Annotated in this window: 25 protein-coding genes; 14 read left to right on the plus strand and 11 right to left on the minus strand. The window is 70.1% G+C overall.

Annotated features, from left to right (window positions below; all coding sequences use genetic code 11):
* Positions 1 to 69 precede the first annotated feature (69 nt).
* The 5 genes from gspK to gspG are packed head-to-tail and all read right to left on the minus strand — an operon-like array spanning position 70 to position 3151.
* Positions 70 to 1011, minus strand: a complete 942-nt coding sequence (gspK, locus tag D466_RS0112675) for a type II secretion system minor pseudopilin GspK (RefSeq protein ID WP_018914087.1) — start codon at positions 1009 to 1011, stop codon at positions 70 to 72.
* Positions 1008 to 1727 (minus strand): type II secretion system protein J, encoded by a 720-nt coding sequence (locus D466_RS21685; RefSeq protein ID WP_018914088.1) that lies wholly within the window; start codon positions 1725 to 1727, stop codon positions 1008 to 1010. The genes gspK and D466_RS21685 overlap by 4 nt, the downstream gene beginning before the upstream one ends.
* Positions 1727 to 2137, minus strand: a complete 411-nt coding sequence (gene gspI, locus D466_RS21690; RefSeq protein WP_196803474.1) for a type II secretion system minor pseudopilin GspI — start codon at positions 2135 to 2137, stop codon at positions 1727 to 1729. The genes D466_RS21685 and gspI overlap by 1 nt, the downstream gene beginning before the upstream one ends.
* A gap of 11 nt (positions 2138 to 2148) precedes the next feature.
* On the minus strand, positions 2149 to 2721 hold the full coding sequence (locus D466_RS0112690; RefSeq protein ID WP_018914090.1) for a GspH/FimT family pseudopilin: 573 nt from the start codon (positions 2719 to 2721) through the stop codon (positions 2149 to 2151).
* Positions 2696 to 3151, minus strand: coding sequence for a type II secretion system major pseudopilin GspG (gspG, locus tag D466_RS0112695; RefSeq protein ID WP_026285220.1), 456 nt, complete (start codon positions 3149 to 3151; stop codon positions 2696 to 2698). Before gspG ends, D466_RS0112690 begins: the two co-directional genes overlap by 26 nt.
* A 72-nt stretch (positions 3152 to 3223) precedes the next feature.
* Between gspG and D466_RS22890 the strand changes: the two genes are divergently transcribed.
* Entirely contained in the window at positions 3224 to 3838 is a 615-nt protein-coding gene (locus D466_RS22890; RefSeq protein WP_018914092.1) for a type II secretion system protein N, read from the plus strand.
* Positions 3839 to 3874: 36 nt separating this feature from the next.
* Here D466_RS22890 and ilvA read toward each other — a convergent pair whose 3' ends face one another.
* Positions 3875 to 5416, minus strand: coding sequence for a threonine ammonia-lyase, biosynthetic (ilvA, locus tag D466_RS0112705; protein ID WP_018914093.1), 1542 nt, complete (start codon positions 5414 to 5416; stop codon positions 3875 to 3877).
* Positions 5417 to 5799: 383 nt separating this feature from the next.
* Here ilvA and D466_RS0112710 point away from each other — a divergent pair, with 383 nt between their 5' ends.
* Positions 5800 to 6246 carry an OsmC family protein gene (locus D466_RS0112710; protein ID WP_018914094.1) on the plus strand — a complete coding sequence of 149 codons (447 nt, stop codon included), beginning with the start codon at positions 5800 to 5802 and terminating at the stop codon, positions 6244 to 6246.
* 39 nt (positions 6247 to 6285) lie between these two features.
* Here the strand turns inward: D466_RS0112710 and coq7 are convergent, their stop codons facing one another.
* The 3 genes from coq7 to D466_RS0112725 form a co-directional block, all read right to left on the minus strand.
* A complete protein-coding gene (gene coq7, locus D466_RS0112715; protein ID WP_018914095.1) occupies positions 6286 to 6999 on the minus strand; it encodes a 2-polyprenyl-3-methyl-6-methoxy-1,4-benzoquinone monooxygenase in 714 nt (237 codons plus the stop codon).
* 140 nt (positions 7000 to 7139) lie between these two features.
* Complete coding sequence (locus tag D466_RS0112720) at positions 7140 to 8219, minus strand: porin (protein WP_018914096.1); 1080 nt, start codon at positions 8217 to 8219, stop codon at positions 7140 to 7142.
* Positions 8220 to 8449: 230 nt separating this feature from the next.
* Positions 8450 to 9877, minus strand: a complete 1428-nt coding sequence (locus D466_RS0112725) for an HDOD domain-containing protein (RefSeq protein ID WP_018914097.1) — start codon at positions 9875 to 9877, stop codon at positions 8450 to 8452.
* 99 nt (positions 9878 to 9976) lie between these two features.
* On the opposite strand from D466_RS0112725, the gene D466_RS0112730 reads away from it, so the two are divergent.
* Genes D466_RS0112730 through D466_RS0112740 form a run of 3 tightly spaced genes read left to right on the plus strand, consistent with a single transcriptional unit; the run spans position 9977 to position 12497 of the window.
* Complete coding sequence (locus tag D466_RS0112730; protein ID WP_018914098.1) at positions 9977 to 10777, plus strand: protein-glutamate O-methyltransferase CheR; 801 nt, start codon at positions 9977 to 9979, stop codon at positions 10775 to 10777.
* Positions 10774 to 11385, plus strand: coding sequence for a chemotaxis protein CheD (locus D466_RS21700; protein ID WP_018914099.1), 612 nt, complete (start codon positions 10774 to 10776; stop codon positions 11383 to 11385). Before D466_RS0112730 ends, D466_RS21700 begins: the two co-directional genes overlap by 4 nt.
* Positions 11382 to 12497: a chemotaxis response regulator protein-glutamate methylesterase gene (locus tag D466_RS0112740; protein WP_038166196.1), complete on the plus strand. Its 1116-nt coding sequence runs from the start codon at positions 11382 to 11384 to the stop codon at positions 12495 to 12497. Before D466_RS21700 ends, D466_RS0112740 begins: the two co-directional genes overlap by 4 nt.
* 46 nt (positions 12498 to 12543) lie before the next feature.
* Here the strand turns inward: D466_RS0112740 and D466_RS0112745 are convergent, their stop codons facing one another.
* Together D466_RS0112745 and D466_RS0112750 are read right to left on the minus strand one after the other, a co-directional pair.
* Entirely contained in the window at positions 12544 to 12972 is a 429-nt protein-coding gene (locus D466_RS0112745) for a Fur family transcriptional regulator (RefSeq protein WP_018914101.1), read from the minus strand.
* Positions 12973 to 13111: 139 nt separating this feature from the next.
* Positions 13112 to 14692 (minus strand): methyl-accepting chemotaxis protein, encoded by a 1581-nt coding sequence (locus D466_RS0112750; RefSeq protein WP_018914102.1) that lies wholly within the window; start codon positions 14690 to 14692, stop codon positions 13112 to 13114.
* Positions 14693 to 14973: 281 nt separating this feature from the next.
* Here D466_RS0112750 and oxc point away from each other — a divergent pair, with 281 nt between their 5' ends.
* From oxc to D466_RS0112795, 9 genes are all read left to right on the plus strand, one after another.
* A complete protein-coding gene (gene oxc / locus D466_RS0112755; protein ID WP_038166198.1) occupies positions 14974 to 16725 on the plus strand; it encodes an oxalyl-CoA decarboxylase in 1752 nt (583 codons plus the stop codon).
* A gap of 86 nt (positions 16726 to 16811) precedes the next feature.
* Positions 16812 to 18086, plus strand: coding sequence for a formyl-CoA transferase (gene frc / locus D466_RS0112760; RefSeq protein WP_018914104.1), 1275 nt, complete (start codon positions 16812 to 16814; stop codon positions 18084 to 18086).
* A 54-nt stretch (positions 18087 to 18140) separates the two neighbouring features.
* Positions 18141 to 18584 (plus strand): PAS domain-containing protein, encoded by a 444-nt coding sequence (locus tag D466_RS0112765; protein ID WP_018914105.1) that lies wholly within the window; start codon positions 18141 to 18143, stop codon positions 18582 to 18584.
* On the plus strand, positions 18581 to 19831 hold the full coding sequence (frc, locus tag D466_RS0112770; RefSeq protein ID WP_018914106.1) for a formyl-CoA transferase: 1251 nt from the start codon (positions 18581 to 18583) through the stop codon (positions 19829 to 19831). Before D466_RS0112765 ends, frc (D466_RS0112770) begins: the two co-directional genes overlap by 4 nt.
* A 43-nt stretch (positions 19832 to 19874) precedes the next feature.
* On the plus strand, positions 19875 to 21209 hold the full coding sequence (gene oxlT, locus D466_RS0112775) for an oxalate/formate MFS antiporter (protein ID WP_038166201.1): 1335 nt from the start codon (positions 19875 to 19877) through the stop codon (positions 21207 to 21209).
* A gap of 170 nt (positions 21210 to 21379) precedes the next feature.
* Entirely contained in the window at positions 21380 to 21556 is a 177-nt protein-coding gene (locus tag D466_RS23980) for a hypothetical protein (protein ID WP_018914108.1), read from the plus strand.
* 21 nt (positions 21557 to 21577) lie between these two features.
* A complete protein-coding gene (locus D466_RS0112785) occupies positions 21578 to 22297 on the plus strand; it encodes a GntR family transcriptional regulator (RefSeq protein WP_018914109.1) in 720 nt (239 codons plus the stop codon).
* Positions 22298 to 22437: 140 nt separating this feature from the next.
* Complete coding sequence (locus tag D466_RS0112790) at positions 22438 to 23268, plus strand: ABC transporter substrate-binding protein (RefSeq protein WP_018914110.1); 831 nt, start codon at positions 22438 to 22440, stop codon at positions 23266 to 23268.
* A gap of 13 nt (positions 23269 to 23281) precedes the next feature.
* Positions 23282 to 24010, plus strand: coding sequence for an amino acid ABC transporter permease (locus D466_RS0112795; RefSeq protein ID WP_018914111.1), 729 nt, complete (start codon positions 23282 to 23284; stop codon positions 24008 to 24010).
* Positions 24011 to 24012 lie beyond the last annotated feature (2 nt).

The raw sequence follows: 24012 nt of genomic DNA on the forward strand, positions 1-24012 counted from the left end.
CATGAAATCTTCATGAAATTCGTCTGGGCGAGCAGGGTTCCGGAGCATGATGGGGGGTTCAAGGGCCGTTCAGGAGCGCGGATCGGCCAGCCACGGCGCGACCCGCTGCATGCGCAGCACCATGCTCAGTGTGCCCACGCGCTGGATCAGCGCGCGTTCGGCATATTCAAAGTCCCCGATGCGCACGCGGGCGATGGCGTCGAAATAGCTGCTGGTCATCGCCACCAGCGCGTAGTTGACCCCGCCGGGCAGCGCGTCCGGGCCCAGCGCGGCCTTCATCGCGTTGTAGTCGGCGAAATGGCCGTGGCTGCGCGCCTCGACCAGGCGGGCGGCCTGCTCGTTGCCGATGTCGAGCACCGCCGCGAGCAGCGGGGCGCTGGCGGTATTGGCGTTGACCGGCGTGGTGGTGGGCAGCACCGTCACGTAGGGAGCCAGGCGCGGCAGCGCGGCGGCGACGCCCGGCGACACCCGGGCCAGGTCCTGCAGTTCGCGGATGGGCAGTGCGCCCGAGCTCGGAATCTGGGACTGGGCCATCGCCTGCGCGATCTGCAGGGCCAGCGCCGGCGACAGCCCGAGTCCGGAGCACAGACGCTGCAGGGTCTCGACCGCGCTGGGCCAGGGTTTGCCGAACTGCACCAGGTCGTTCAGGTTGAAGCGGCTTTGCGCGTCCTCGATGCGGCCCTCCAGCCATACGCGCCCCAGCGAGCTGCCTTGGCCGGCGGCCAGGAAGCTGCCCAGATCGGCCTCCGCCAGCGGCACGGCCCAGGGCTGGTCCAACGCCACCACCGGCGAGTTGCGCGCCGCTTCGTTGAGAATCAGGCGCGCCCAGTCCACCGCGCCGCGCAGCAGCCAGCGCGCCTGCTCGCTTTCGCGCGCGGCCTGCTCGCGCTGGATCGCGCCCCATTCGCGCCACAGCATGCCCGAGACCATCACGGCGCTGAGCGCGGCCAGCAGCAGCGCGGTGATCAGCGCGGCGCCGCGCTGGCGGGCCGGTCGGCGGGGCCGGTTCATCCCCGGTTCTCCAGCAGGAATTCACGTTCGATCACGCCCCGCAGCTGCGGCGCCGCCAGGTCCAGGCCCAGGCGCAGCCCGCCGGGGGTGCGCAGTAGCGCCTGCAGCGGATTGCTGGCGCCGCTGTCGCCGTCGGCCGCGGTGTAGGGATTGACCCAGGCCCCCGACTGGCCCTGCAAGCCGTTGCCGGCGTAGCGGTACACCAGCACGTGCATCGCCCGCACGTCGTCGAGCAGCGTGACGGCGCCGCCGCTGGGCTCGCGCATGGCCTGCACCAGTCCGGCGCGCGCCAGCTGCGGCGGGCTCGCCCAGCGCAGCAGGCGCCCGTCGCGCAGGCCCCAGCGCACGACCATCAGCGCGGCCGACAGCGGCGACGGCGCCTGCGGCGATGCGCGCAGGTCCGATCCCAGCGCCACGCCCACGCGGCGCACGATCAACAGGTCGCCGTTGCCGGCCAGGCTGACCGCGGGCAGCGACGGGCCGCCGTCGCTGGCCTGTGCCAGGTCGTCGTTCATCTGCTGCAGGCTCAGCTGCAGCTGGGTGCCGGCGCGCATGCGCTGGTCGGCGTCGTCGCGGGAGCGCGCGACGCTGTCGAGCCCGCGCCAGCCCAGTCCGGCGACGATGGCCATGATGAAGGCGGCCACCAGCATTTCCAGCAGCGTGAAGCCGCGTTGGCGTCCGGCGCGCGCGCGCCGCGGGCTCGTGGGGGCTCGCATCAGGGATTCCACAGGATGGCCACCAGCTTCCACGCGGCCCAGCCCGAGGCGTCGATCACGCTGAGGTCGACGCGCCGGAAATTCGGGTTGGGCGTGGGCCGCACGTCGGCGCGCACGGTGAAGGAACGGTCCGCCTGGGTGCAGGCCTGCACGTGCACGCCGGTGCCCACGAAACTCTGGCGCAGGCGCTGCTCCACCAGGTAGTTCTGGGCGCACTGCTGGGCCAGCACCGACTCCCGGTAGCGTTCGGCATCGTCCTGCAACCCGCCGCCGGCGCGCAGCGCGGCCAGCAGTGCCAGCGAAACCACCACCAGGGCCACCAGTACTTCCAGCAGCGTGAAACCCGCGCCTGCGCGCAGCGGCGGGCCTGCGGGCGGGGTGGGGGGAGGGGACGGCGGGGGGGCGGTCACGGTGGCGGTGCTCAGCGCTGTTCGCGGACCTCGAAGGCCTGCGCGCCGTCGCTGCTCACGCTCAGGCGCAGGCTGCCGGTATCCAGCTCCACGCGCATGGGCTGCGACACCGGCTCGGCCCCGAACACCAGCCAGCCCGGCGCCGCGCCCAGCGCGCCCCCGCCGCCCAGCACGCGCACGCGCACGTGACCCGCGTACCAGATGGAGCCGGGCATGCGCGGGATGGCGCCTGCCGGGGGCGCCGCATCCAGCCAGCCCCAGGCGCGCGGACCCAGCGGGGCCTGGCCCAGCGGCACCCAGCCGCGGGCCGACGGCCGCAGGAATTCGTAGCCCTTGGGGCCCGCTGCCCAGGCCACCGGCATGGACAGCGCCGCGGCCTGCTCCCGTGCGGTGTCGAACAGCGCGGCCAGGCGCTGCGCCTCGGTGCGCGCCAGTTCGTCGTTGCCCCCGGGCAGCGCCAGCACGGCCAGGGACGTCAGCAGGGCCATGATGAACACCGCCGCCAGGATTTCCAGCAGCGTGAAGCCCCCGCAGGCGCGCGCGGCGCGGCGGCGCGGGCTACTGCCAGCTGCCGATGTCGGCATTCGAGCCATCGCCGCCCGGTTTGCCGTCGGCCCCGTAGCTGAAGACGTCGACCGGACCCTTCACGCCGGGGTTCAGGTATTCGTAGGGCCGTCCCCAGGGGTCGTTCGGGAGTTTTTCCAGGTAGGGCTTCCAGTTGCCCGGGATGGGGGGCGTCGAGGGCTTGGCCACCAGCGCCGGCAGGCCCTGTTCCTGCGAGGGGTAGAAGCCGTTGTCCAGCTTATAGAGCTTTAACGCCTGCATGATGGTGCCGATATCGGTTTTTGCCGCGGTGACCCGGGCTTCGTCGGTCCGACCGATGATGTTGGGCACGATCAGGGCGGCCAGCACGCCCATGATGACCAGCACGACCATCAATTCGATGAGCGTGAAACCGCGTGCGCGGCAGGGCTTGTTCGAGGGAAAGGGCGCGGCTTGCATGCTCTGGCTCATGGAGAAGGGAACTTCGTGCCAGGCGCGCCGGAAACCGGTGCAGCACATGGTCGAGCCCATAATACGAGGCCCATGCGACTCTTCTCCCATCACCCCAGGCGGGTCATTGACCTGGCGCGTACCCGCCCCGACGGCGGCGCTTTCGGCCGCCGCTCCAGCCGGCTGGCCGGGCTGTTGTCGCTGCTGCTGGCCTTCGCCTGCGCGGAGCTGGGAACGCAGTACCTGCTGCGCCTGCTGGCCCGGCCGCTGGAACTGCCCGCGCATGCGCTGGCGGGTGGCGCGGGTCGCGTGGGGGCGCTGGCCGAGCAGGCTCCCCGGCTCTACGGTGCGGCGCCGCAGCAGGCGCCGGCGCCCCGGCGTTTTCGCCTGTTCGGAGTGATCGGCGGAGGCGAGCACGCCGGCGCGGCCCTGATCGGCGTGGACGGCCGGCCCGCGGCCGTCTACCCGGTGGGCTCGGAGATCGAGCCGGGCGTGCGCCTGGTGTCGACCGCCTTCGGGCGCGTGCAGATCGAGCGCCAGGGGCGGCGCAGCGAACTCGAGAGCGAGCCGCCGCGCGACGTGGCGCCCACTTTCGCGCCGCCGGGCCCGGGCGCCGCGATCCTGGCGCCCGGCATGCCGCAGCGCCCCTTGTTCGAGGCACAGCCATCGCCTGAGGGCGAGCCGGCGCAGCAGACCCCCCGGCCTTGAAGGCGGCGCGCCCGCGCGGCCCGGCCCTGGGGGCGTTCAGAGGAACAGGCGCACCGCGGGGTTGGCGGTTTCCTCGACGTGCGAGTAGCCCAGTGCGTCGAGGAATTCCGCGAAGCGCTTGCGGTCGGAAGGCGGAACCTGGATGCCCACCAGCACGCGGCCGCTGTCGCCGCCCTGGTTGCGGTAGTGGAACAGGCTGATGTTCCAGTCGGGCTTGAGCCGGTCCAGAAAGCGCATCAGGGCGCCGGGGCGTTCGGGGAACTCGAAGCGCAGGATGCGTTCGTGCAGCGGCACCGATTCGTCGGCGTGCGGCGCGCGCCCGCCGGCCAGGTGGCGTACGTGCTGCTTGGCGAGTTCGTCGTCGCTGAGGTCCAGCGTGGAGAAGCCGGCGCGTTCCAGGTGGCTGGCGATGCGCCGCGCGTCGTCGCGACTGCTGATGGCGATGCCCACGAACACCTGCGCGCGTTCGGCGTCGCCGAGGCGGTAGTTGAACTCGGTGACCGCGCGCTGGCCGATGAGCTCGCACAACTTGCGGAAACTCCCCGGCTGCTCGGGAATGCTCACCGCGAACAGGGCCTCGCGGGCCTCGCCGACCTCGGCCCGCTCGGCGACGAAGCGCAGGCGGTCGAAGTTCATGTTGGCGCCGCAGGTGATGGCCACCAGGGTCTGCGCCTTGAGCTTGTGCTCGGCGGCGTAGGCCTTGAGCGCGGCCACCGCCATCGCCCCCGAGGGTTCGAGCACGCTGCGGGTGTCCTCGAACACGTCCTTGATGGCCGCGCATACGGCGTCGGTGTCGACCACCACGTAGTCGTCGACCAGTTCGCGGGCGATGCGGAAGGTCTCCTCGCCCACACGCTTGACCGCGGTGCCGTCGGCGAACAGGCCCACCTCGGCCAGTTCGATGCGGCGCCCGGCGCGCACGCTGCGCAGCATGGCGTCGGAGTCGGGGGTCTGCACCCCGATCACCCGCACTTCGGGGCGCACCGCCTTGACGTAGGAGGCCACGCCGGAGATGAGTCCGCCGCCGCCGACGGCGCAGAACACGGCGTGGATGGGGCCCGGATGCTGGCGCAGCACTTCCATGCCGATGGTGCCCTGGCCGGCGATCACGTCGGGGTCGTCGAACGGGTGCACGAAACTCAGTCCGCGCTCGGTCTGCAGTTGGGCGGCGTGCGCGGCTGCGTCGCTGTAGCTCTCGCCCTCCAGCACGATCTCCACCGAGCCGGCGCCGAAGGAACGCACCGCGTCGATCTTCACCTTCGGGGTGGTCGAGGGCATCACGATCACGGCGCGGCAGCCCAGCTTGCGCGCGGCCAGCGCGACGCCCTGCGCGTGGTTGCCGGCGGAGGCGCAGATCACGCCGCGCTTGCGCTCGTCCTCGCTCAGGCGCGACATCTTGTTGTAGGCGCCGCGCAGCTTGAAGCTGAACACCGGTTGCTGGTCCTCGCGCTTGAGCAGCACGGTGTTGTGCAGGCGCCGGCTGAGGTTGTGGGCCGGGTCCAGCGGCGTCTCGTGCGCGACGTCGTAGACGTTCGCGGTCAGGATGCGCTGGAGGTAGTCGATGGGCTTGCGGGTCACGTGGGGGGCCTGGGCGGGCAAAGACCCCAGTTTATCCAAGGCCGCACGCCGGTCCCCGCGCGCGCGGGACAAAAAAAACCCAGGCTTGGGGCCTGGGTTTGAATCCACCTATGGAGGAGGGTGGAGGAGACAAGAGGCGTCGACCAGACATCGTCGACATGCATTCATCTTAGGACAAACCCGAGGTTTTGGCAAAACCCCTCGGGCTCTGAGGTTAAATTCCGTGCATTCGAATGCGCTGATGTACGGCCTGGGTTGCGCGCTCTCCCGGGTGGGGGCTGCAAAGGCGGCGCGGCGCTGTTGCGGGTACGCAACTGCACGCGGGCGCCTGACGCACAATAGGGCCTGGAGGCCGCGACCGCGCGGCATGGGAGAGCCAAGGAATGGAATGCACGGTGCGCTGGACCAAGCCGCTGGATGGTGAGGGCATGGCCTTCGTCGCCACCACCGGCAGCGGGCACATGATCACCATGGACGGGGCCCCGGCTTCGCGCGAGGGCGAGCCGGGCGGGCATGACCTGGCGCCGCGCCCGATGGAAACGGTGCTGGCCGGAACCGGCGGATGCACGGCCTACGACGTGGTCTACATCCTGCGCAAGGGCCGTCAGGACGTGCGGGACTGCAGCGTCCAGCTGCGCGCGGAGCGCGCGGACAGCGACCCGAAGGTGTTCACCGCGATCCACATGCACTTCGTGGTCAGCGGGCGCGGGCTGGACCCGGCCAAGGTGGAGCGCGCCATCGTGCTGTCCCACGAGAAGTACTGTTCGGCCAGCGCCATGCTGGCGAGGACCGCGGCCATCACCACCAGTTTCGAGATCGTCGAGGGCTGAGCCCCGCTGGGGCGGGGGAGCGGCCCGCGCGCGGGCCGCTCAGATCCAGTGCGCGGTGCCGGTCATGACCCGCGCCGCCGCGCGCATGCCCCAGCGCACCGGAGCGGGCAGCGGCACGCCGCCGAGTTTTTCCGCGGCCGTCGCATGGGCCACCTCGTCGCCGCGCATCTGCTCGACCACGGCGCGCGAGGCCAGGTCCGCCTGCGGCAGGAGTTGCAGGTGCGAGGCCAGGTGCTGCTCGACCTGGTTCTCGGTCTCGACCACGAAACCCAGGCTGAGCTTCTCTCCGAACGTGCCGGCCACCATGCCCAGGCCCAGGGCTCCGGCGTACCACAGCGGGTCCAGCAGGCTGGGCCGGGAATCGAGTTCGCGCAGGCGTTCGCGGCACCAGGCCAGGTGGTCGCATTCGTCGCGCGCGGCCTGCGTGAAATGCGCGTGCAGCGCGGGGTCGCGCGCCACCAGGGCCTGGCCCTGGTATAGCGCCTGCGCGCAGATCTCGCCCACGTGATTGACCCGCATCAGGCGCCCGGAGAGTTCGCGCTCCGCGTCTTCCAGCGCGCGGGGGCCGGCGCCCCGCGGAGCCTCGGGCGTCGGCCGCGATGCATGCAGGCCTCCGGCCAGGGTCTTCAGGGCGTTGTCGGCCAGAGCCAGCAGGCGGTCCTGCAGCGAAGCGCGGGCGCGGGTGTCGGAGCCCGGGCGCGGAAAACGGGTGGTCATGGCGTGCGTGGAAACCTGGGAATCGGACGACTTCATTGTCGCGCATCCCTGCCGTGCGGGCTCGTGCCCCGGTCAGGCCGCTACGCGCGGCAGGCGAAAAAAAACCGCCCGAAGGCGGTTTTCCGGAACCGGCCGCCCGAAGGCGGCGCGATTCCAACTCGTTCGACTTGCGTCGATCAGAACTGGTGGCGGATGCCGAAGCCCAGGCCCGACGACGAGCCGCCGGCGGTCGGCGCGAAGCCGCCGTCGGTCGAGTCGCCCACCGCGTAGGTCGCGACGGAGTCGTTGCTGATGTGCGCGTAGGACGCGTACAGGTTGGTCTGCTTGGACAGCGAGTAGGTGTAACCCACGGCGTACTGCTTGGCGCCAGCGTTGTTGACGCTGTCGTTCTTCAGGTGGGTGTACGACGCCAGGATGCTGCCCGGGCCAACCGGCACGGTCACACCCAGCATGTAGGCCTTCAGGTTGTCCTTGCCGGTCGCGGCGGTGTCAGGCTTGTTGTCGGAGTAGTAACCCACGACCTTGGCCACGCCGAAGTTGTAGCTGCCGCTCAGCTCGGTGTCCTTGACGTAGGCGTTGCCGCTCGCGTCGTTGACACGGAGGAAGCTCAGGGTCACGCCGATCGGGCCGTTGGCGTAGCCAGCTTGCAGGTTGTACCCGCCGGTGGTCTTGTACTGCTCGGCGGTGCTCAGGTACTGCATGCCGGCGCCGAACATGTACTGGCCGGCGATGGTGAAGCCGCTCAGGTTGGGCGACGTGTAGCCGATGACCTGGCTGGCACGTGCCGGAACGCCCACGGTACCCATGTTCGAGATCGAACCGGTCAGGCCGTAGCCGAACGGATCGATGTTGGCTTGGTCACCGAAGCTCAGGGTGTACTGACGGCCGGCCTGGACGGTACCGAAGTCACCCTTCAGCCCGACCCACGCCTGACGGCCCATGAAGCCGGGGCCGCCGGGGCCGCCGGTGCAGTAGGCCGACGAACCAGCGGCGCCGGTGTTGCCGTTGGCGCAGAAGCCGGTTTCGACGTCGAAAATGGTCGACAGGCCGCCGCCCAGGTCTTCGGTGCCCTTCACGCCGATGCGCGAGCCGGACTGAACGCCGGAGCTCAGCTGCGTGACGTTGCCGTCGGCGCCGCCGGTGAAGTGGGTCACGCCCAGGTCGATCAGGCCGTACAGCTGCACGTTGCTGCCGTCAGCCAGAGCGGCACCGGAGAAAGCGCCGAACACAGCCAGCGCGATCAGGGATTTTTTCATCGTGAAAATCTCCAGAGTTGTGATCCTCGCGGATCGTTTTGGTGCTGGGCCCGATCCCGCGAGGGTCGGACCGCTGCTTTGTCCGGCCCTCAGGAAAGCGGGGACGATCAATGCCAGACAGGGACAATCCTAAGCGCAGAGTCGCGGCAAACCCTTCCAGAACCCGGGCGCGGCGCCCCAACTGTTGTGCATGGACAACAGCGTCGGGAGGCCCCCGGCGGGCCTTGCGTCTAGGCGCGGGGCAGGGAGCGCACGATCACCTGGGCCAGCGCGACGAAGCTCTGGAAGCTCTCGAACTGCTCGTTTCCCAGCGGCCGGCCCGAGGCCTGCCGGTCGGCGTAGAACAGCCCGAGCAATTGTCCGTCGACCACGAAAGGGGCGACGAAGGCCTGCGCGGTGCCGGCGGCGCGCAGCAGGCCGGGAGGCTCCCCGGCTTCGCCCCTGCACCAGATCGGTGCACTCAGGTTCCAGCGGGATTCGACCTCGGGGCTCCAGTCCCAGTGCAGCGTCTCCCGCAGCGCGGCGGCGTCCACGCCGATGGCGATGCGCGCCGTCAGGCGGTTGCGCGAGGGGTTGAGCAGGCACAGCGCGGCGCGGTCCAGCCCGACGGCGCGGTGCAGACCTTCGACGCAGGTCTCCAGCAGCAGCGGCAATTCCTTGCGCGAGCGAGCGGCCTGGCTCATCTCGGTGAGCACGCGCAACTGCGCCTGCGGGTCCGCCTCGGGGAAGGGCTCGGGTGCCGGCTCGGGCGGCGCCTCGGCCGCGGCGGCGCTGGCGGGAATGCTGGCCGCGGCGTCGTGCGCGCCCAGCGCGCGGGCCAGATCCAGGGCCTCGCGGGCGTTGTCCCGCAGGCGCGACAGGGTGTCGGCCTCGCTCTGGCCGAGCAGCTGGCCGATGGCGTGCACGGCCTCGCGTACCGCGGGCCCCGCCCATCCTCCGCCCGGCGCGGCGCCGCCGCCGGCGGCCTGGCCCAGGCGCCGCGCCAGCGCCACCTCGCGGCTGTCGCGCAGCAGCGCTTCCAGGTTCCAGGCGCGCATCAGCTCGCGGCCGAAGGCGCGCAGCGTGGTGCCCAGCACGGCGGCCTCGGCCTGCTCGGCGGGCTGGCCCTCGCGCAGCGCCGCGTCCAGGTTTTGCGCATGGGCGCCACCGAAGCACCAGAAGGCCAGCTCGCCGATGCTGCCCAGCAGGGCCTCGACGAACAACTGCTCGGCGGACTCGCGCGAGGCGCGCAGGCGCAGTCCGATGTCGCGCGCCTGCACGGCCGCGTGCAGCGCGCGGCCCAGCGCATGCTGCACGCGCTGGGTCTGGCGCGCGCCGCCGGCCATGGCTTCCACCGTCAGGGCGGACACGCACAGCGAGCGGATCGGGTTGAGCCCCAGTACCACCACGGCACGGCTGATGGTGACCACGCGGGCATGCCCGCCCAGGCCCAGGTGGGCCGCATTGGCGGCGCGCAGCACGCGCGAGGTCAGCGCGGGGTCGCGCAGCACGATGCCGGCGATGCGCTGCCCGGAGGCGCTGGCGTCCTCGGTCGCCTGGAACAGTTCGCGCAAGGTGAGCCCGAAGGAGGGCAGGTCGCGCTCGGCGATGCGCCGCGCCAGTTCGGCGAAGCTGGCGGCGCCGGCCTGCGCGGCGCCAGGGGCGAGGGAAGGGTTCATCGGCGAAGGCGGCGAGAGCTCACAGGCATAGCGCCGGATGCTAGTCTCTCGCTCAGGACGCGGCGGCATTTCGCCCGCGCCAACCTCATTTGCTCCAGCATGCAAGCGCTCACCGACCAGGAATTGCAGGGATTCAGCAAGCTCATGTTCGAGGCCGCGGGCATCTCGCTGCCCATGTCCAAGAAGGCGCTGGTGAGCAGCCGGCTGGGCCGGCGCCTGCAGATCCTGGGTCACGACAGCTTCGCGCAATACCTGGACCATCTGCGGCGCGACGCCGAGGAGCGCCAGCGCGCGGTGGACCTGCTGACCACCAACGAAACCTATTTCTTCCGCGAGCCCCAGCATTTCAGCTTCCTGTCCGACCGCATCCTGCCGGCGGCCGATCCCTCACGCCCGTTCCGTGTGTGGAGCGCGGCCTGCTCCAGCGGCGAGGAGCCCTACAGCGTCGCGATGGTGCTGGCCGAGCGCATGGCCTCGCGGCCCTGGGACATCGTCGCCTCCGATATCAGCACGCGGGTGCTGCAGCAGGCGCGCGCCGGCGTGTACCCGATGGAGCGCGCGCAGCGCATTCCCCAGGCCTACCTGAAGGCCTACTGCCTGCGCGGGGTCGGGGCGCAGGAGGGCAAGCTCGCGGTGCAGGCCCCGCTGCGCGAGCGCGTGCGTTTCGAGTGCATCAACCTCAACGGCAGCTGGCCGGACATGGGGGCCTTCGACCTGATCTGGCTGCGCAACGTCATGATCTATTTCGATGCGCCGACCAAGCGCTCGCTGGTGGCGCGCCTGGCGCAGGCGCTGCGCCCCGGCGGCTATCTGTTCGTCGGCCATTCCGAAAGCCTCAGCGGGCTGGACAGCGACCTGCAGCCGGTGCAGCCGGCGATCTACCGACGCGCCTCGCGATGAACCCGCCACGCACGACTCCGGGCGCTGCCTCGCCCGCCCTCGGCGTCGCCGGCGCGCCGGGCGCCGCCGCGGCGGACGCGCCCGGCGAGGTCTATCTGCAGCCGGGAGACTGGCATTTCGGCTCCGGGCACACGCGCGTGCGCACTCTGCTGGGGTCCTGCGTGGCCATTGCCGTGTGGCATCCGGGGCTGCGCGTGGGCGGCCTGTGCCATTTCATGCTGCCGACCCGCAACGCCTACGCCCGCCACGGACATCCGCCCCACGGCCACGGCGGCCACGGCGCGCACCTCGACGGGCGCTACGCCGACGAGGCCATGTATCTGTTCCTGCGCAGCATGCACGCCGCCGGCGCGAAGCCGCAGGAGTTCGACGCCAAGCTGTTCGGCGGCGGTCGCATGTTCGGCGGCGAGGGCGCTGCGGGTGACGTGCCCTATCGCAACGTCGTCGCCGCGCGCTCGCTGGTGCAGCAGCACGGCATGCGCCTGCGTGCCGAGCACCTGGGCGGACAGGGACACCGCAACCTGGTGTTCGAATTGTGGAACGGCGACGCCTACCTGCGTTTCTGGGGGCAGGGTGCCGAGCAGAACCCGATGGAGATCCGAGGATGAGTCCTGCCCCTGGTGGAGCCGGCGCGGCCGTGCGCGTGTTCATCGTCGACGACTCGGCCGTCGTGCGTCAGGTGCTGCAGGCCGTGCTGGCGCGCGACCCCGGCATCCAGGTCGTGGGCGTGGCGCCCGACCCGCTGTTCGCGCTGCAGCGCATGCAGCGCGAGGGCTGGCCCGACGTGCTGATCCTGGACGTGGAGATGCCCCGCATGGACGGCATCACCTTCCTGCGCAAGATCATGCAGGAACACCCGCTGCCGGTGATCATCTGCTCCACGCTGACCGAGAAGGGCGCGCAGCTCACGCTGGACGCGCTGGCGGCCGGCGCCTTCAGCGTGCTCACCAAGCCCCGGGTCGGGCTGAAGGATTTCCTGGTGGAGAGCACGGCCGAGTTCGGGCAGACCATCCGCGCCGCGGCGCGCGCCAACACCTCCCATCTGGCGCATTCGGCGCGCTCGGCGCGGCCGGCCGCGCCGAGCGCGCCGGCGCCCTCCGCGACCGCGCAGGCGGCGCCGGGCGCTTCCCTGCTGGCGCTGCACGAAAGCACGGAAAAGATCATCGCCATGGGCATGTCCACCGGCGGCACCACGGCGCTGGAGCGGGTGCTGGTGGAGCTGCCGGCCACGCTGCCGGCCATCGCGGTGGTGCAGCACATGCCGGAGAAGTTCACGGCGGCCTTCGCCGAGCGCCTGGACCGGCTGTGCGCGCTGCAGGTGCGCGAGGCCCGCGACGGCGAGCGGCTGCTACCCGGCACCGTACTCATCGCCCCGGGCGGGCGCCACCTGCAGGTGCGGCGCAGCGGCGCCCAGTACCACGCAGAGGTGCGCGACGGCCCGCCGGTCAACCGTCACCGACCCTCGGTGGACGTGCTGTTCCGTTCGGTCGCGCAGTGCGCCGGGCGCAACGCGCTGGGCATCCTGATGACCGGCATGGGCGACGACGGGGCGCGCGGGCTGGTGCAGATGCGCGAGGCTGGAGCCCGCACCATCGCCCAGGACGAAGCCAGCAGCGTGGTGTTCGGCATGCCGCGCGAGGCCATCCGCATGGGCGGGGCCGAGCGGGTGCTGGGGCTGACCGAGATCCCCGGCGCGATGGTGGAGTACGCCAGGCGCTGAACAGCGCTTGTGTTCCCCCGGGGAAACGGCCTGATTGCAGCCGGCTTCAGGGTGCCGGGCGCCGCGGCCCGGCGCGGCCGCGTGCCGCGCCCGCCTGCTCGCGGCACGCGGGGCACAGGCCGTCGAGCACGACGCGATGCTCCAGGATGGTCCAGCCGCTGGCGCGTTCGGCGGCGCGCAGTTCGTCGTCGTGCAGCACGCAGTCCAGCGCGGCCAGCGCGTGGCAGCGCACGCAGCGCACATGGTCGTGGTGCTTGCCGGCGAGTTCGTATTGCGTGGCGCCGTCGCCCAGGGGCACCCGCTCCAGGCTGTGCTCGCCCAGCAGGCGCTCGACCGCGCGATAAACGGTGGAGAAGTCGGCCTGTTGCCCGGCCTCCTGCAGGCCGCTGGCGATCTGTTCCATGGTCCAGGCATGACGGCTGCCCTGGCGCAGGAGTTCGAGCACCTGGTCGGGAACGCGGGCGGGACGGGCCATGAGGGGCTGCGCAACGGGGTGGCGGCGAAAGGGCGGCCGCGCGGCGCGGGCGGCCGGGCGGGGACTGCGCGGCCGGACGGCGCGGCCTGCACCGTCCGGAGCCTCATCGTAGCGAAGGCCGCGGGCGCGCGTTCCTTGCTCAGGTGCGGAACCGCGCTACCGTGAGCTGCAGCGCGCTGGCCTGTGCGCTCATCTGCTCGGCGGTGGCCGCGAGCTGTTCGGAGGCCGAGGCGTTCTGCTGGGTGACCGAGGAAAGCTGCGCCACCGCCTGGTTGATCTGCTGGATGCCGGTGGATTGCTCCTCGCTGGCGGCGTGGATCTCCCGCACCAGCTCGGAGGTACGGGTGATCGCCGGCACGACCTGCTCGAGCAGGTCGCCGGCGGATTCGGCCTGGCCCACCGAGGAGCTGGCGAGTTCGCCGATCTCCTTGGCCGCTGCCTGGCTCTTCTCCGCCAGCTTGCGCACCTCGGCGGCCACCACCGCGAAGCCCTTGCCGTGGTCGCCGGCGCGGGCGGCCTCGATGGCGGCGTTCAGCGCCAGCATGTTGGTCTGGTAGGCGATGTCGTCGATCACCGATACGCGTTCGGCGATGCGCTGCATGGCCGAGACCGTGGCGCGCACGGCGCTGCCGCCCTGGCCGGCCTGATCGGCGGCCTGGCGTGCCATGGTGTCGGTCAGGCTCGCGTTGTCGGAATTCCGGCGGATGGAGGCGCTGGCCTGCTCCAGCGTGGCCGAGGTCTGTTCCACCGAGGCCGCCTGCTCGGAGGTGGCCTGCGACAGGCTCTGCGACGTGGAGGACACCTGTTGCGAGGACGAGCCGATCTCGGCGGCGGCGTCGCGGATCTGCGCGATGGCTTCGCCGAAGCGCCCCACCATGGCCTGCGCCGAACGCATGATGCGTCCGATCTCGTCCCCCGACGATTGCCCGAAGCGCACCGTCAGGTCGCCGCCCTCCAGGCGCGAGAAGGTCGCCAGGGCCGTCGACAGTCCGCGGTTGGCGCGCCGCACCACCAGCGTGGCCGACACCAGCAGGATGAACACGGCGATGCCCGAGACCACCAGCCCTCGCAGGCTGCGCGACCAGGAGGCGGCATCGATGTCGTCGATGTACGCGCCGGTCGACACCAGCAGGTGCCAGGGCGCGAAGGCGCGCACGTAGGTGAGCTTGGGGAATTTGCGCGTGGTCACGCCTCCGCCGGGCCTGGGCTTGGGGAAGGCGTATTGCACGAAGCCGCCGTCGGCTCCGCGGGCGGCCAGCACGAAGGCCGTGTAGTGGTTGAACTTGCCGCCGGTTTCGTGCAGCGCGCCGCCGATCTGCTGGTAGGAGGTGGCGTCGTCGTTCTTCGGCGAGTCGAGCGGCTTGCCGTCCATTTTCGGCACGGTCGCGTGCATGACCATGGTCGGCACCGGATAGGCGTCGGTGGTGACGATGAAGTAGCCGCTCTTGCCGTAGCGCATCTCGCGCAGCGCGGCCATGGCCTGGGCCTGGGCCGCCGCTTCGTTCATCTTGCCGGCGGTCGCCTGCGCCTGGAAGTAGCGCAGCGTGCCCAGCGCCGTCTCGGTGGCGTCGCGCAGCATGGCCTGGCGTTCGGTCAGGATCGACTGGTGCACCGCGCTGACGCTCTGCCAGGCCATCGTGACCATGCCCACGACGGTCACGACGATCAGCGCGACGAGGCTGCCGCGCAGGTCCAGGGAAAAGCGCTGTGGGCGCGACATGGGGGTCTCCGTGTGTCGGGATGTTGTCGCCCCAGGATAGGCAAGCTCCGCGCCGCACACAATCGGTAGGCCCCGCCGTGGGCGCGGCGTGACTTCGGGCGCATTGCGGGCAAACCCCTAATCCCTTCGGCGGGCGGATCCGGGAAAGCACCTACGCCATTCGAGGGTCAAAGCCCTTGATGTACTCTGATATATCACATATGGTGTGTCGTATTGAGTTGGCGTTCGCATGCGCCGCGACACAAACACGAGATTCGATCCTTCACGTTCAGGAGACGTTCATGGCATCTGCAGTGGTGGCGCAGCGGGCCCAGGAGCCCGCGGAACAGGCGGGGGCGCAGGCCCCGGAGGCAGTGATCGACGGTTTCCACCTGGTGCTCGAGGCGCTGAAGCTCAACGGCATCGACACCATCTATGCCTTGCCGGGCATTCCCATCACCGACCTCACGCGCATGGCCCAGGGCGAGGGCCTGCGGGTCATTTCCTTCCGGCACGAGCAGCATGCCGGCAACGCGGCGGCGGCAGCGGGCTTCCTGACCAGGAAGCCCGGGATCTGCCTGACGGTGTCGGCCCCGGGCTTCCTGAACGGCCTGACCGCGCTGGCCAACGCCACCACCAACTGTTTCCCGATGATCCTGATCAGCGGCTCCTCGGAACGCGAGGTCGTGGACCTGCAGCAGGGCGACTACGAGGAGATGGACCAGCTGGCCATCGCCAAGCCTCTGTGCAAGGCGGCCTACCGTGTGCTGCACGCGCAGGACATCGGCATCGGCGTGGCGCGCGCGGTGCGCTCGGCGCTGTCGGGGCGGCCCGGCGGCGTGTACCTGGATCTGCCGGCCAAGCTGTTTGCGCAGACCATGGATGCCGAGGCGGGGCGCCGCTCGCTGGTCAAGGTGGTGGATCCAGCGCCGGCCCAGCGTCCGGCGCTCGAGGCCGTGCAGCGCGCGCTGGACGTGCTGCGTTCGGCCAAGCGCCCGCTGGTGATCCTGGGCAAGGGGGCCGCCTACGCGCAGGCCGACGCGGACATCCGCGCGCTGATCGAGAAGACCGGCATGCCCTACCTGCCGATGTCCATGGCCAAGGGGCTGCTGCCGGACAACCATGCGCAGTCGGCCGCGGCGGCTCGCTCCTACGTGCTGCAGGAGGCCGACGTGGTGCTGCTGGTGGGCGCGCGCCTGAACTGGCTGCTGTCCCACGGCAAGGGCAAGACCTGGGGCGGCACGCCCAAGCAGTTCGTGCAGATCGACATCTCTCCCACGGAGATGGACAGCAACGTGGCCATCGGCGCGCCGCTGGTGGGCGACGTCGCCTCCTGCGTGCAGGCCCTGCTCGAGGGCGTGGACGCGAAATGGGCGCCGCCGCCGGCCGAATGGCTGCGCGCGATCGCCGAGCGGCGGGACAAGAACCTGGCGAAGATGGCCGCCACGCTGGCCGCCAACCCGGTGCCGATGAACTTCCACAGCGCGCTGGGCGTGGTGCGCAACATCGTGCGCGAGCGCCCGGACATCTACCTGGTCAACGAGGGCGCCAACACGCTGGACTTCGCGCGCAGCATCGTCGACATGTACCAGCCGCGCAAGCGCCTGGACGTGGGCACCTGGGGGATCATGGGCATCGGCATGGGCTTCGCGGTCGCCGCCGCCGTGACCACGGGCAAGCCGGTGATCGCCGTCGAGGGCGACAGCGCCTTCGGCTTCAGCGGCATGGAGATCGAGACCATCTGCCGCTACGAGCTGCCCGTATGCGTGGTGGTGTTCAACAACAACGGCGTGTACCGGGGCACCGACAAGAACCTGGGCGGGGGCAAGGACGTGGCGCCCACCGTGTTCGTCAAGGGCGCGCGCTACGACAAGATGATCGAGGCCTTCGGCGGCGTCGGGGTGCACGCGACCACTCCGGCCGAGCTCGAGCAGGGCATCCGCCAGGCGCTGGCCTCGGGACGGCCCACGCTGATCAACGCGGTGATCGACGAGAACGCGGGCACCGAGAGCGGGCGCATCACCAGCCTGAACCCCGCCGCGGCGAAGAAATAGCGCGACCGAGCAGACCGACCGGGCCGGCCGCCCTGGCGCCGGCACGAGTCCCTTCCTTCCAAAAAGACCTCTTCAGGAGCAGAGCCATGTCCGGGAACCTTCCTCTCCAGGGAATCAAGATCATCGACTTCACCCACGTGCAGGCGGGGCCGGCCTGCACCCAGATGCTGGCGTGGTTCGGGGCCAGCGTCACCAAGGTGGAGCGCCCCGGCGCGGGCGACGTCACGCGCAGCCAGTTGCGCGACATGCCCGACGCGGATGCCTTGTACTTCACCATGCTCAACAGCAACAAGCGATCGCTGACCCTCAACACCAAGGCGCCCGAGGGGAAGAAGATCCTGGAGGAGATGATTCGTGACTCCGACGTGATGGTGGAGAACTTCGGGCCCGGCGCGCTCGACCGCATGGGCTTCAGCTGGGAGCGCATCCAGGAACTCAACCCGAGGATGATCCTGGCCTCCGTCAAGGGCTTCAGCGAAGGCCACCACTACGAGGACCTGAAGGTCTACGAGAACGTGGCGCAATGCGCGGGCGGCGCGGCCTCCACCACCGGCTGGTGGAAGGGGGAGAACTCCGCACCCACGATCTCGGCCGCGGCGCTGGGCGACTCGAACACCGGCATGCACCTGGCCATCGGCATCCTCACCGCGATCATCGGTCGCCAGCAGACCGGCAAGGGCCAGAAGGTGGCGGTGTCGATGCAGGACGCCGTGCTCAACCTGTGCCGCGTGAAGATGCGCGACCAGCAGCGCCTGGAGCGCGTGGGCTATCTGGAGGAGTACCCCCAGTACCCGCACGAGATGGACGCCTTCAAGAGCCGCGTCACCCCGCGCGGCGGCAACGCCGGCGGCGGCGGCCAGCCGGGCTGGATCCTCAAGTGCAAGGGCTGGGAGACCGACCCCAACGCCTACATCTACTTCACCGTGCAGGGCCACGCCTGGGAGCCGATCTGCGACGCCATCGGCAAGCCGGAGTGGAAGACCGATCCGGCCTACACCACGCCCAAGGCGCGCCAGCCGCACATCGAGGAGATCTTCGCCACCATCGAGGACTTCATCAAGGACAAGACCAAGTTCGAGGCGGTGGACATGTTCCGCAAGCACGACATCCCCTGCTCGCCGGTGCTGTCGATGTATGAATTGCTGCGCGATGAATCCCTGCGCAAGAGCGGCTCCATCGTCGAGGTGCCGCACAAGGTGCGTGGCAGCTACTGGACCATCGGCAGCCCGATCAAGTTCTCCGAGCTCAAGCCCGAGGTCACGGCCTCGCCGTTGCTGGGCGAGCACACGGACGAGATCCTGGGCGAGATGGGCTACTCGCAGGACCAGATTGCCGAGCTGCACAAGGGCGGGGTAGTCTGAACGGCCAAGGCCCCGTCCGCCGAGGACGGGGCCGCGACAAACACGGGTGGCACGATGAATCCGGACATCGATTTCAGCAGGCTGGTCGCCGACGCGGCCGACGCCATCATGATCTGCGACGCGCAGGGGGCGATCCAGTACTGGAACGCGGCGGCCGAACGCATCTTCGGTTTCAATGCGGCCGACACGATGGGGCGCTCGCTGGACATGATCATCCCCGAGCGCCAGCGCGGGCGCCATTGGCAGGGCTACCACCAGACCATGGCCACCGGCATCACCAAGTACGGAGCCGACCTGCTGCGCGTGCCGGCGCTGCACAAGGATGGCCGCACCCTGTCCATCGCCTTCACCGTGTCCCTGCTCAAGGGGCCGGACGGCGGCGTGCAGGGCATCGCGGCCATCGTGCGCGACGAGACCGCGCGCTTCGCCGAGGACCGCAAGCTGCGCGCCCGCCTGGTGGAGCTCGAGCAGCGCCTGGCCGGAGCCTCGCAATCATGAACGCCCAGGCGCTCGCCGGGGTGCGCGTGCTGGACTTCACGCACGTGCAGTCGGGCCCCACCTGCACGCAGCTGCTGGCCTGGTTCGGCGCGGACGTGATCAAGGTGGAGCGGCCCGGCGCCGGCGACGCCACGCGCGGCCAGTTGCGCGACCTGCCCGGCGCGGACAGCCTGTACTTCACGATGCTCAACCACAACAAGCGCTCCCTCACCCTGGACGCCAAGAAGCCCGAGGGCAAGGCGGCGCTGGAGCGCCTGATCCGGGGTTGCGACGTGCTGGTGGAGAACTTCGCCCCGGGGGTGCTCGACCGCATGGGCCTGAGCTGGGAGCGGGTGCACGAGCTCAATCCGCGCATGATCCTGGCCTCGGTCAAGGGTTTCGGCCCCGGACGCTACGAGCAATGCAAGGTCTACGAGAACGTCGCCCAATGCGCCGGCGGCAGCGCCTCGACCACGGGCTTCGACGACGGGCCCCCGATGATCAGCGGCGCGCAGATCGGTGACAGCGGCACGGGGCTGCACCTGGCGCTGGGCATCGTGGCGGCGCTGTACCAGCGCACGCATTCCGGGCGGGGCCAGAAGGTGCTGGCGCCGATGCAGGATGCGGTGCTCAACCTGTGCCGCGTCAAGCTGCGCGACCAGCAGCGCCTGCAGCGCACCGGCACCATGCACGAGTACCCGCAGTACCCCGACGGAAACTTCGGCGACGCGGTTCCGCGCGCCGGCAACGCCAGCGGCGGCGGGCAGCCGGGCTCGATCCTCAAGTGCAAGGGCTGGGAGCGCGACCCGAATGCCTACATCTATTTCATCACCCAGGCGGCCGCGTGGCCGGCCATCTGCCGGGTGATCGGCGAGGCGGGCTGGATCGAGGACGAGGCCTATGCCACCCCCGCCGCGCGCCTGCTGCACCTGAAGCCGATTTTCGAACGCATCGAGCGCTGGACCATGACCAAGACCAAGTTCGAGGCCATGGAAATCCTCAACCAGTACGACATTCCCTGCGGCCCGGTGCTGTCGATGAAGGAACTCGCGGAGGATCCGGCGCTGCGCGCCAGTGGCACCGTGGTGGAAGTGGAGCATCCGGTGCGGGGCAGCTATCTCACCGTGGGCAATCCGATCAAGCTTTCGGACAGCCCGACCGAGGTCCGCCGCTCGCCGCTGCTGGGCGAGCACACGGAACAGGTGCTGGCCGAGTTCGGCTTCGCACCCGAGGAAATCGCCTGCCTGCGGGCAGCGCAGGCGGTCTGAAGAAGGCCGCAATTCGCGGCGCATGAAACCAGGAGACAAGGTCATGGCTCAATCAGGTTCGGACGGGCTGCAAGCCCAGCGGGAACCTGGGTTCTTCGGCAACCGATGGACCCAGTTGGTATTGGCGATTCTTTGCATGGGCCTCGTGGCCAACCTGCAGTACGCGTGGACTCTGTTCGTCACGCCGATGCATCTGAAGCACCAGTGGAGCGTGGCCGACATCCAGGTGGCCTTCTCCATCTTCGTGCTGACCGAGACCTGGCTGGTTCCGCTGGAAGGCTGGCTCGTCGACCGCTTCGGCCCGCAGCCGGTGGTGTCCTTCGGCGCCGTGTGCGTGGGCCTGGCCTGGGTGCTGGACTCCTACGCCAATTCCCTGTCGACCCTGTACTTCGCCGCGGTGGTCGCCGGCCTGGGCGTGGGCTGCGTGTACGGCACCAGTGTCGGCATGGCCCTGAAGTGGTTTCCGGATCGCCGCGGCCTGGCCGCGGGCCTGGCGGCCGCGGGCTTCGGTGCCGGTGCCGCGGTGACCGTGGTGCCCATCGCCCACATGATCCACGCCAACGGCTACGAGCATGCCTTCTTCTTCTTCGGCATCCTGCAGGGCGCGGCCATCCTCGTGCTGTCGCTGATGATGCTGCGCCCCCGTCCGCCCGTGGGCTTCGCGCTGCCGAAGGCCGCGGTGGCCGCCAAGCGCGATTCCACGCCGGGCCAGATGGTGCGCACCCCCGTGTTCTGGCTCATGTACCTGTGCTTCGTCGCGGTGGCCGCCGGCGGGCTGATCACGACCGCCCAGATCGGGCCCATCGCGCATCAGTTCAACCTGGCCAAGATGCCCATGACCCTGTTCGGGCTGACGCTGCCGCTGCTGACCATGACCCTGACCATCGACAACCTGGCCAACGGCTTCACGCGTCCGCTCACCGGCTTCATCTCCGACAGGCTCGGGCGCGAGAACACCATGCTGGTGATCTTCTGCGGGGAAGGCGTGGCCATGCTCGGGCTGCGCGCCTTCGGGCACAACCCGGTGGCCTTCATGATCTTCGCGCCGCTGATCTTCCTGTGCTGGGGCGAGATCTTCTCGATCTTCCCGGCGCTGTGCGGGGACACCTTTGGTTCGAAGTACGCCACCACCAATGCCGGTGTGCTCTACACCGCGAAGGGCACGGGTTCCCTGCTGGTGCCGCTGGCCAGCGTGCTGGCCGCCACCGCGGGATGGGGCTCGGTGTTCGGCGTGGCTGCCGTGGCCTCCATCGCCGCCGGGCTGCTGGCCCGCTTCGTGCTGGCGCCGATGCGGCGTCAGTGGGTGTTGGAGCAGGCGGCGATCAGCGCCAAGTCGGCCGGTTTCGAGGACCTGCAGGTGCAGGCCTCCGGCAAGTAGACGGCCGACGCTGCGTTTCGCGGCCGGGCACGGTGCCCGGCCGCGGAATTCGACATCGATCAATGTTTTTTGTATTTTGAACAACACATACGTTGAACAATGCTGCGGTGCAGCGTACACTGAGGGCCTCGGTCGGGGGATCCGCTCCGGCCGTGTCTTCAGGAGTACACATGAGTGCAAGCACCCTGCTCGGATGGGCTCTCGAGCTGATCGCTGCCGGTTCGGTCGCCACCTTCCTGATCGCGGACAGCCTTCCCGTGATCGCCGATGACGCCGCGTCCAGCCCGACGCAGGAGCACGGGCCCGACAGCCGCCAGCTCGGCGGCTCCACGCACCTCAGCACCTGAGGCCTACAGGCCGGGAGACCGATGTCAGCGACCACGACAGCCGAGGCCAGGGCCGGCGCCTGGGCTCCGGTACTGCAGCCGATCAACGCGGGGGTGAGCCTGCGCGACCAGGCCTACGCCACGCTGCGCCAGGCCATCGCCAACGCGGACATCTACCAGAGCCGCGAGGAGATCCGCCTGGACGAGCGCGTGCTCAGCGAGGCGCTGGGCGTCAGCCGCACGCCCATCCGCGAGGCCATGACCCTGCTGGAGCAGGAGGGCTTCCTGCGCATGGTGCCGCGCCGCGGCATCTACATCGTGCGCAAGACCAAGCGCGAGATCGTGGAGATGATCCAGATGTGGGCCGCGCTGGAAAGCATGGCCGCGCGCCTGGCCACCCAGGTGGCCAGCGACGAGGACATCGCCGCGCTGCGTCACATGTTCGACAACTTCCGCGACGCCACGCCCGCGGAGCACATCGACGAATACTCGGACGCGAACATCGCCTTCCACCAGGGCATCGTCGACCTGTCCAAGTCGCGGATCATCGGCGACACCATCAAGAACATCTTCATCCACGTGCGGGCGATCCGCCGCATGACCATTTCCCAGGACGACCGCGCCGAGCGCTCCATCGAGGACCACCTGCGCATCATCGAGGCGCTGGAACGCCGCGACACCGAATCGGCCGAACGCCTGGTGCGCGAGCACTCGCTGGGCCTGGCCAGGTACGTCGAGGCGCACGGCGACTTCCTGGATTGAGCGCCGGCCCGGCGGCCTGCGCCGCCGGGAGTCTCCATATGCGTCGCATATGGAGAAGCCGAGCTCCAGATATTTGACTTCAGGTCGAGCGGGAACGTACCTTTGCCGCTCCGACAAGACCGATATCAGGAGACTCCGGCATGAAGTTCTGGAAAGCCCTCGCGGCGGCCTGCCTGGCCGGCGCCGCAGTCCTCGGCGCCGCCGGCGCGTGCGCCGCCTCTCCCGAAACGCCTTCGCCCGACACCCTGTCGCCCGGGGTGCTGCGCGTGGCCTACCGTGCCGACGACAAGCCGGTGTCCTTCCTGCGCGACGGCAAGCCCGCCGGCCTGCTCGTGGACCTGATGAACGACATCGGGCGGCGCATGGGCCTGCGGGTCGAGTATGTCTCCACCAGTTTCGCGGCCATGCTGCCCTCGGTGCGCAATCACCAGTACGACACGGCGGCCTTCGGCGTGCTGGTGACACCGGCCCGCCGCAAGGTGGTGGACTTCACCACGGCCATCGGCTACGGCCAGGCGCGCCTGGTCAGCCGCGCGAGCGAAGCCCTGGCCACGGTGCAGAGCGCCTCGGGCAAGACCATCGCCGTGACCATCGGCAGCGCACTGATCCCGCAGCTCGCGCGCATCGCCCCGCACGTGGTGATCCGGCAGTTCCCCAACATCGCGGCCAGCGTCGATGCGTTGCTGGCCGGCCAGGTCGACGGCCTGTTCACCGGCGAGGCGGCCGCCGCCCACGTGATCGCGCAACACCACGGCCTGGTCGCCTCGCAGACCGTGGAGAGCGGCATGAACGCCTTCCCGGTGGCCAAGGATCGTCCGGCCCTGCTGGCGGCGATGAACCAGGCGCTGGCCGGGAGCATGCGCGACGGGACCTTCACGCGCCTGTTCCTGCGCTGGAACCCGCCTTCGGTGACGATTCCTGCCCGCCTGTACGCCGACTACCCCGGCATGCCCCACCCGGCGGCCCATTGAGCCGGGGACCGGAATGCTCGCCGGACTGCACCGGATCGCGGACACCTTCTTCGATCCGACCCTGATTCTGCGGGTCCTGCCCACGCTGTTGCGGGTGGGCCTGCCCAACACGCTCGAGCTGTCGGTGTTCGCCAGCGCCATCGGCATCCTGCTGGGCCTGCTGGTGGCCGCGGGCCTGCTGTCGGGGCGCCGCCCGGTGCGAGCGCCCTGCCGCGTCTACGTCGACGTGCTGCGCGGCCTGCCGCACATCCTCACCGTGTACCTGATCGGGCAGGGCCTGCCGCTGGCCGGGCTGAGCGTCTTCGGCAACGACACCTACGGCTACGCGGCGCTGGCCATCGGCCTGATCGAGAGCGCCTATTTCGCCGAGATCTTCCGCGCCGGTTTCCAGAGTGTCGAGCGCGGGCAGATCGAGGCGGCGCGGGCCACCGGCATGAGCCGGCTGCAGACCATGCTGCACATCGTGATCCCGCAGGGTGCGCGGCGTGTGCTGCCGCCGCTGACGGGCCAGTTCATCCTCGTGGTCAAGGCCACGTCCCTGGTCTATCTGCTGGGGCTGACAGCCTCCCAACGTGAAATGTTCGCCATTGCCCAGGACAGCGCCACCAACAACGCCAACCTGTCGCCGCTCACCGCGGCAGGCCTGGTCTATCTCGCGCTCACCATCCCCACCAGCTATGCCGTCAACGCCTGGGACCGCCGCCTGCGCGGCGCGCGTGGCGGGCGGGCCGACGTCGAATGAGC

The organism is Thiomonas sp. FB-6 (assembly GCF_000377645.1).
Classification (GTDB): Bacteria; Pseudomonadota; Gammaproteobacteria; order Burkholderiales; family Burkholderiaceae_C; genus Thiomonas_A.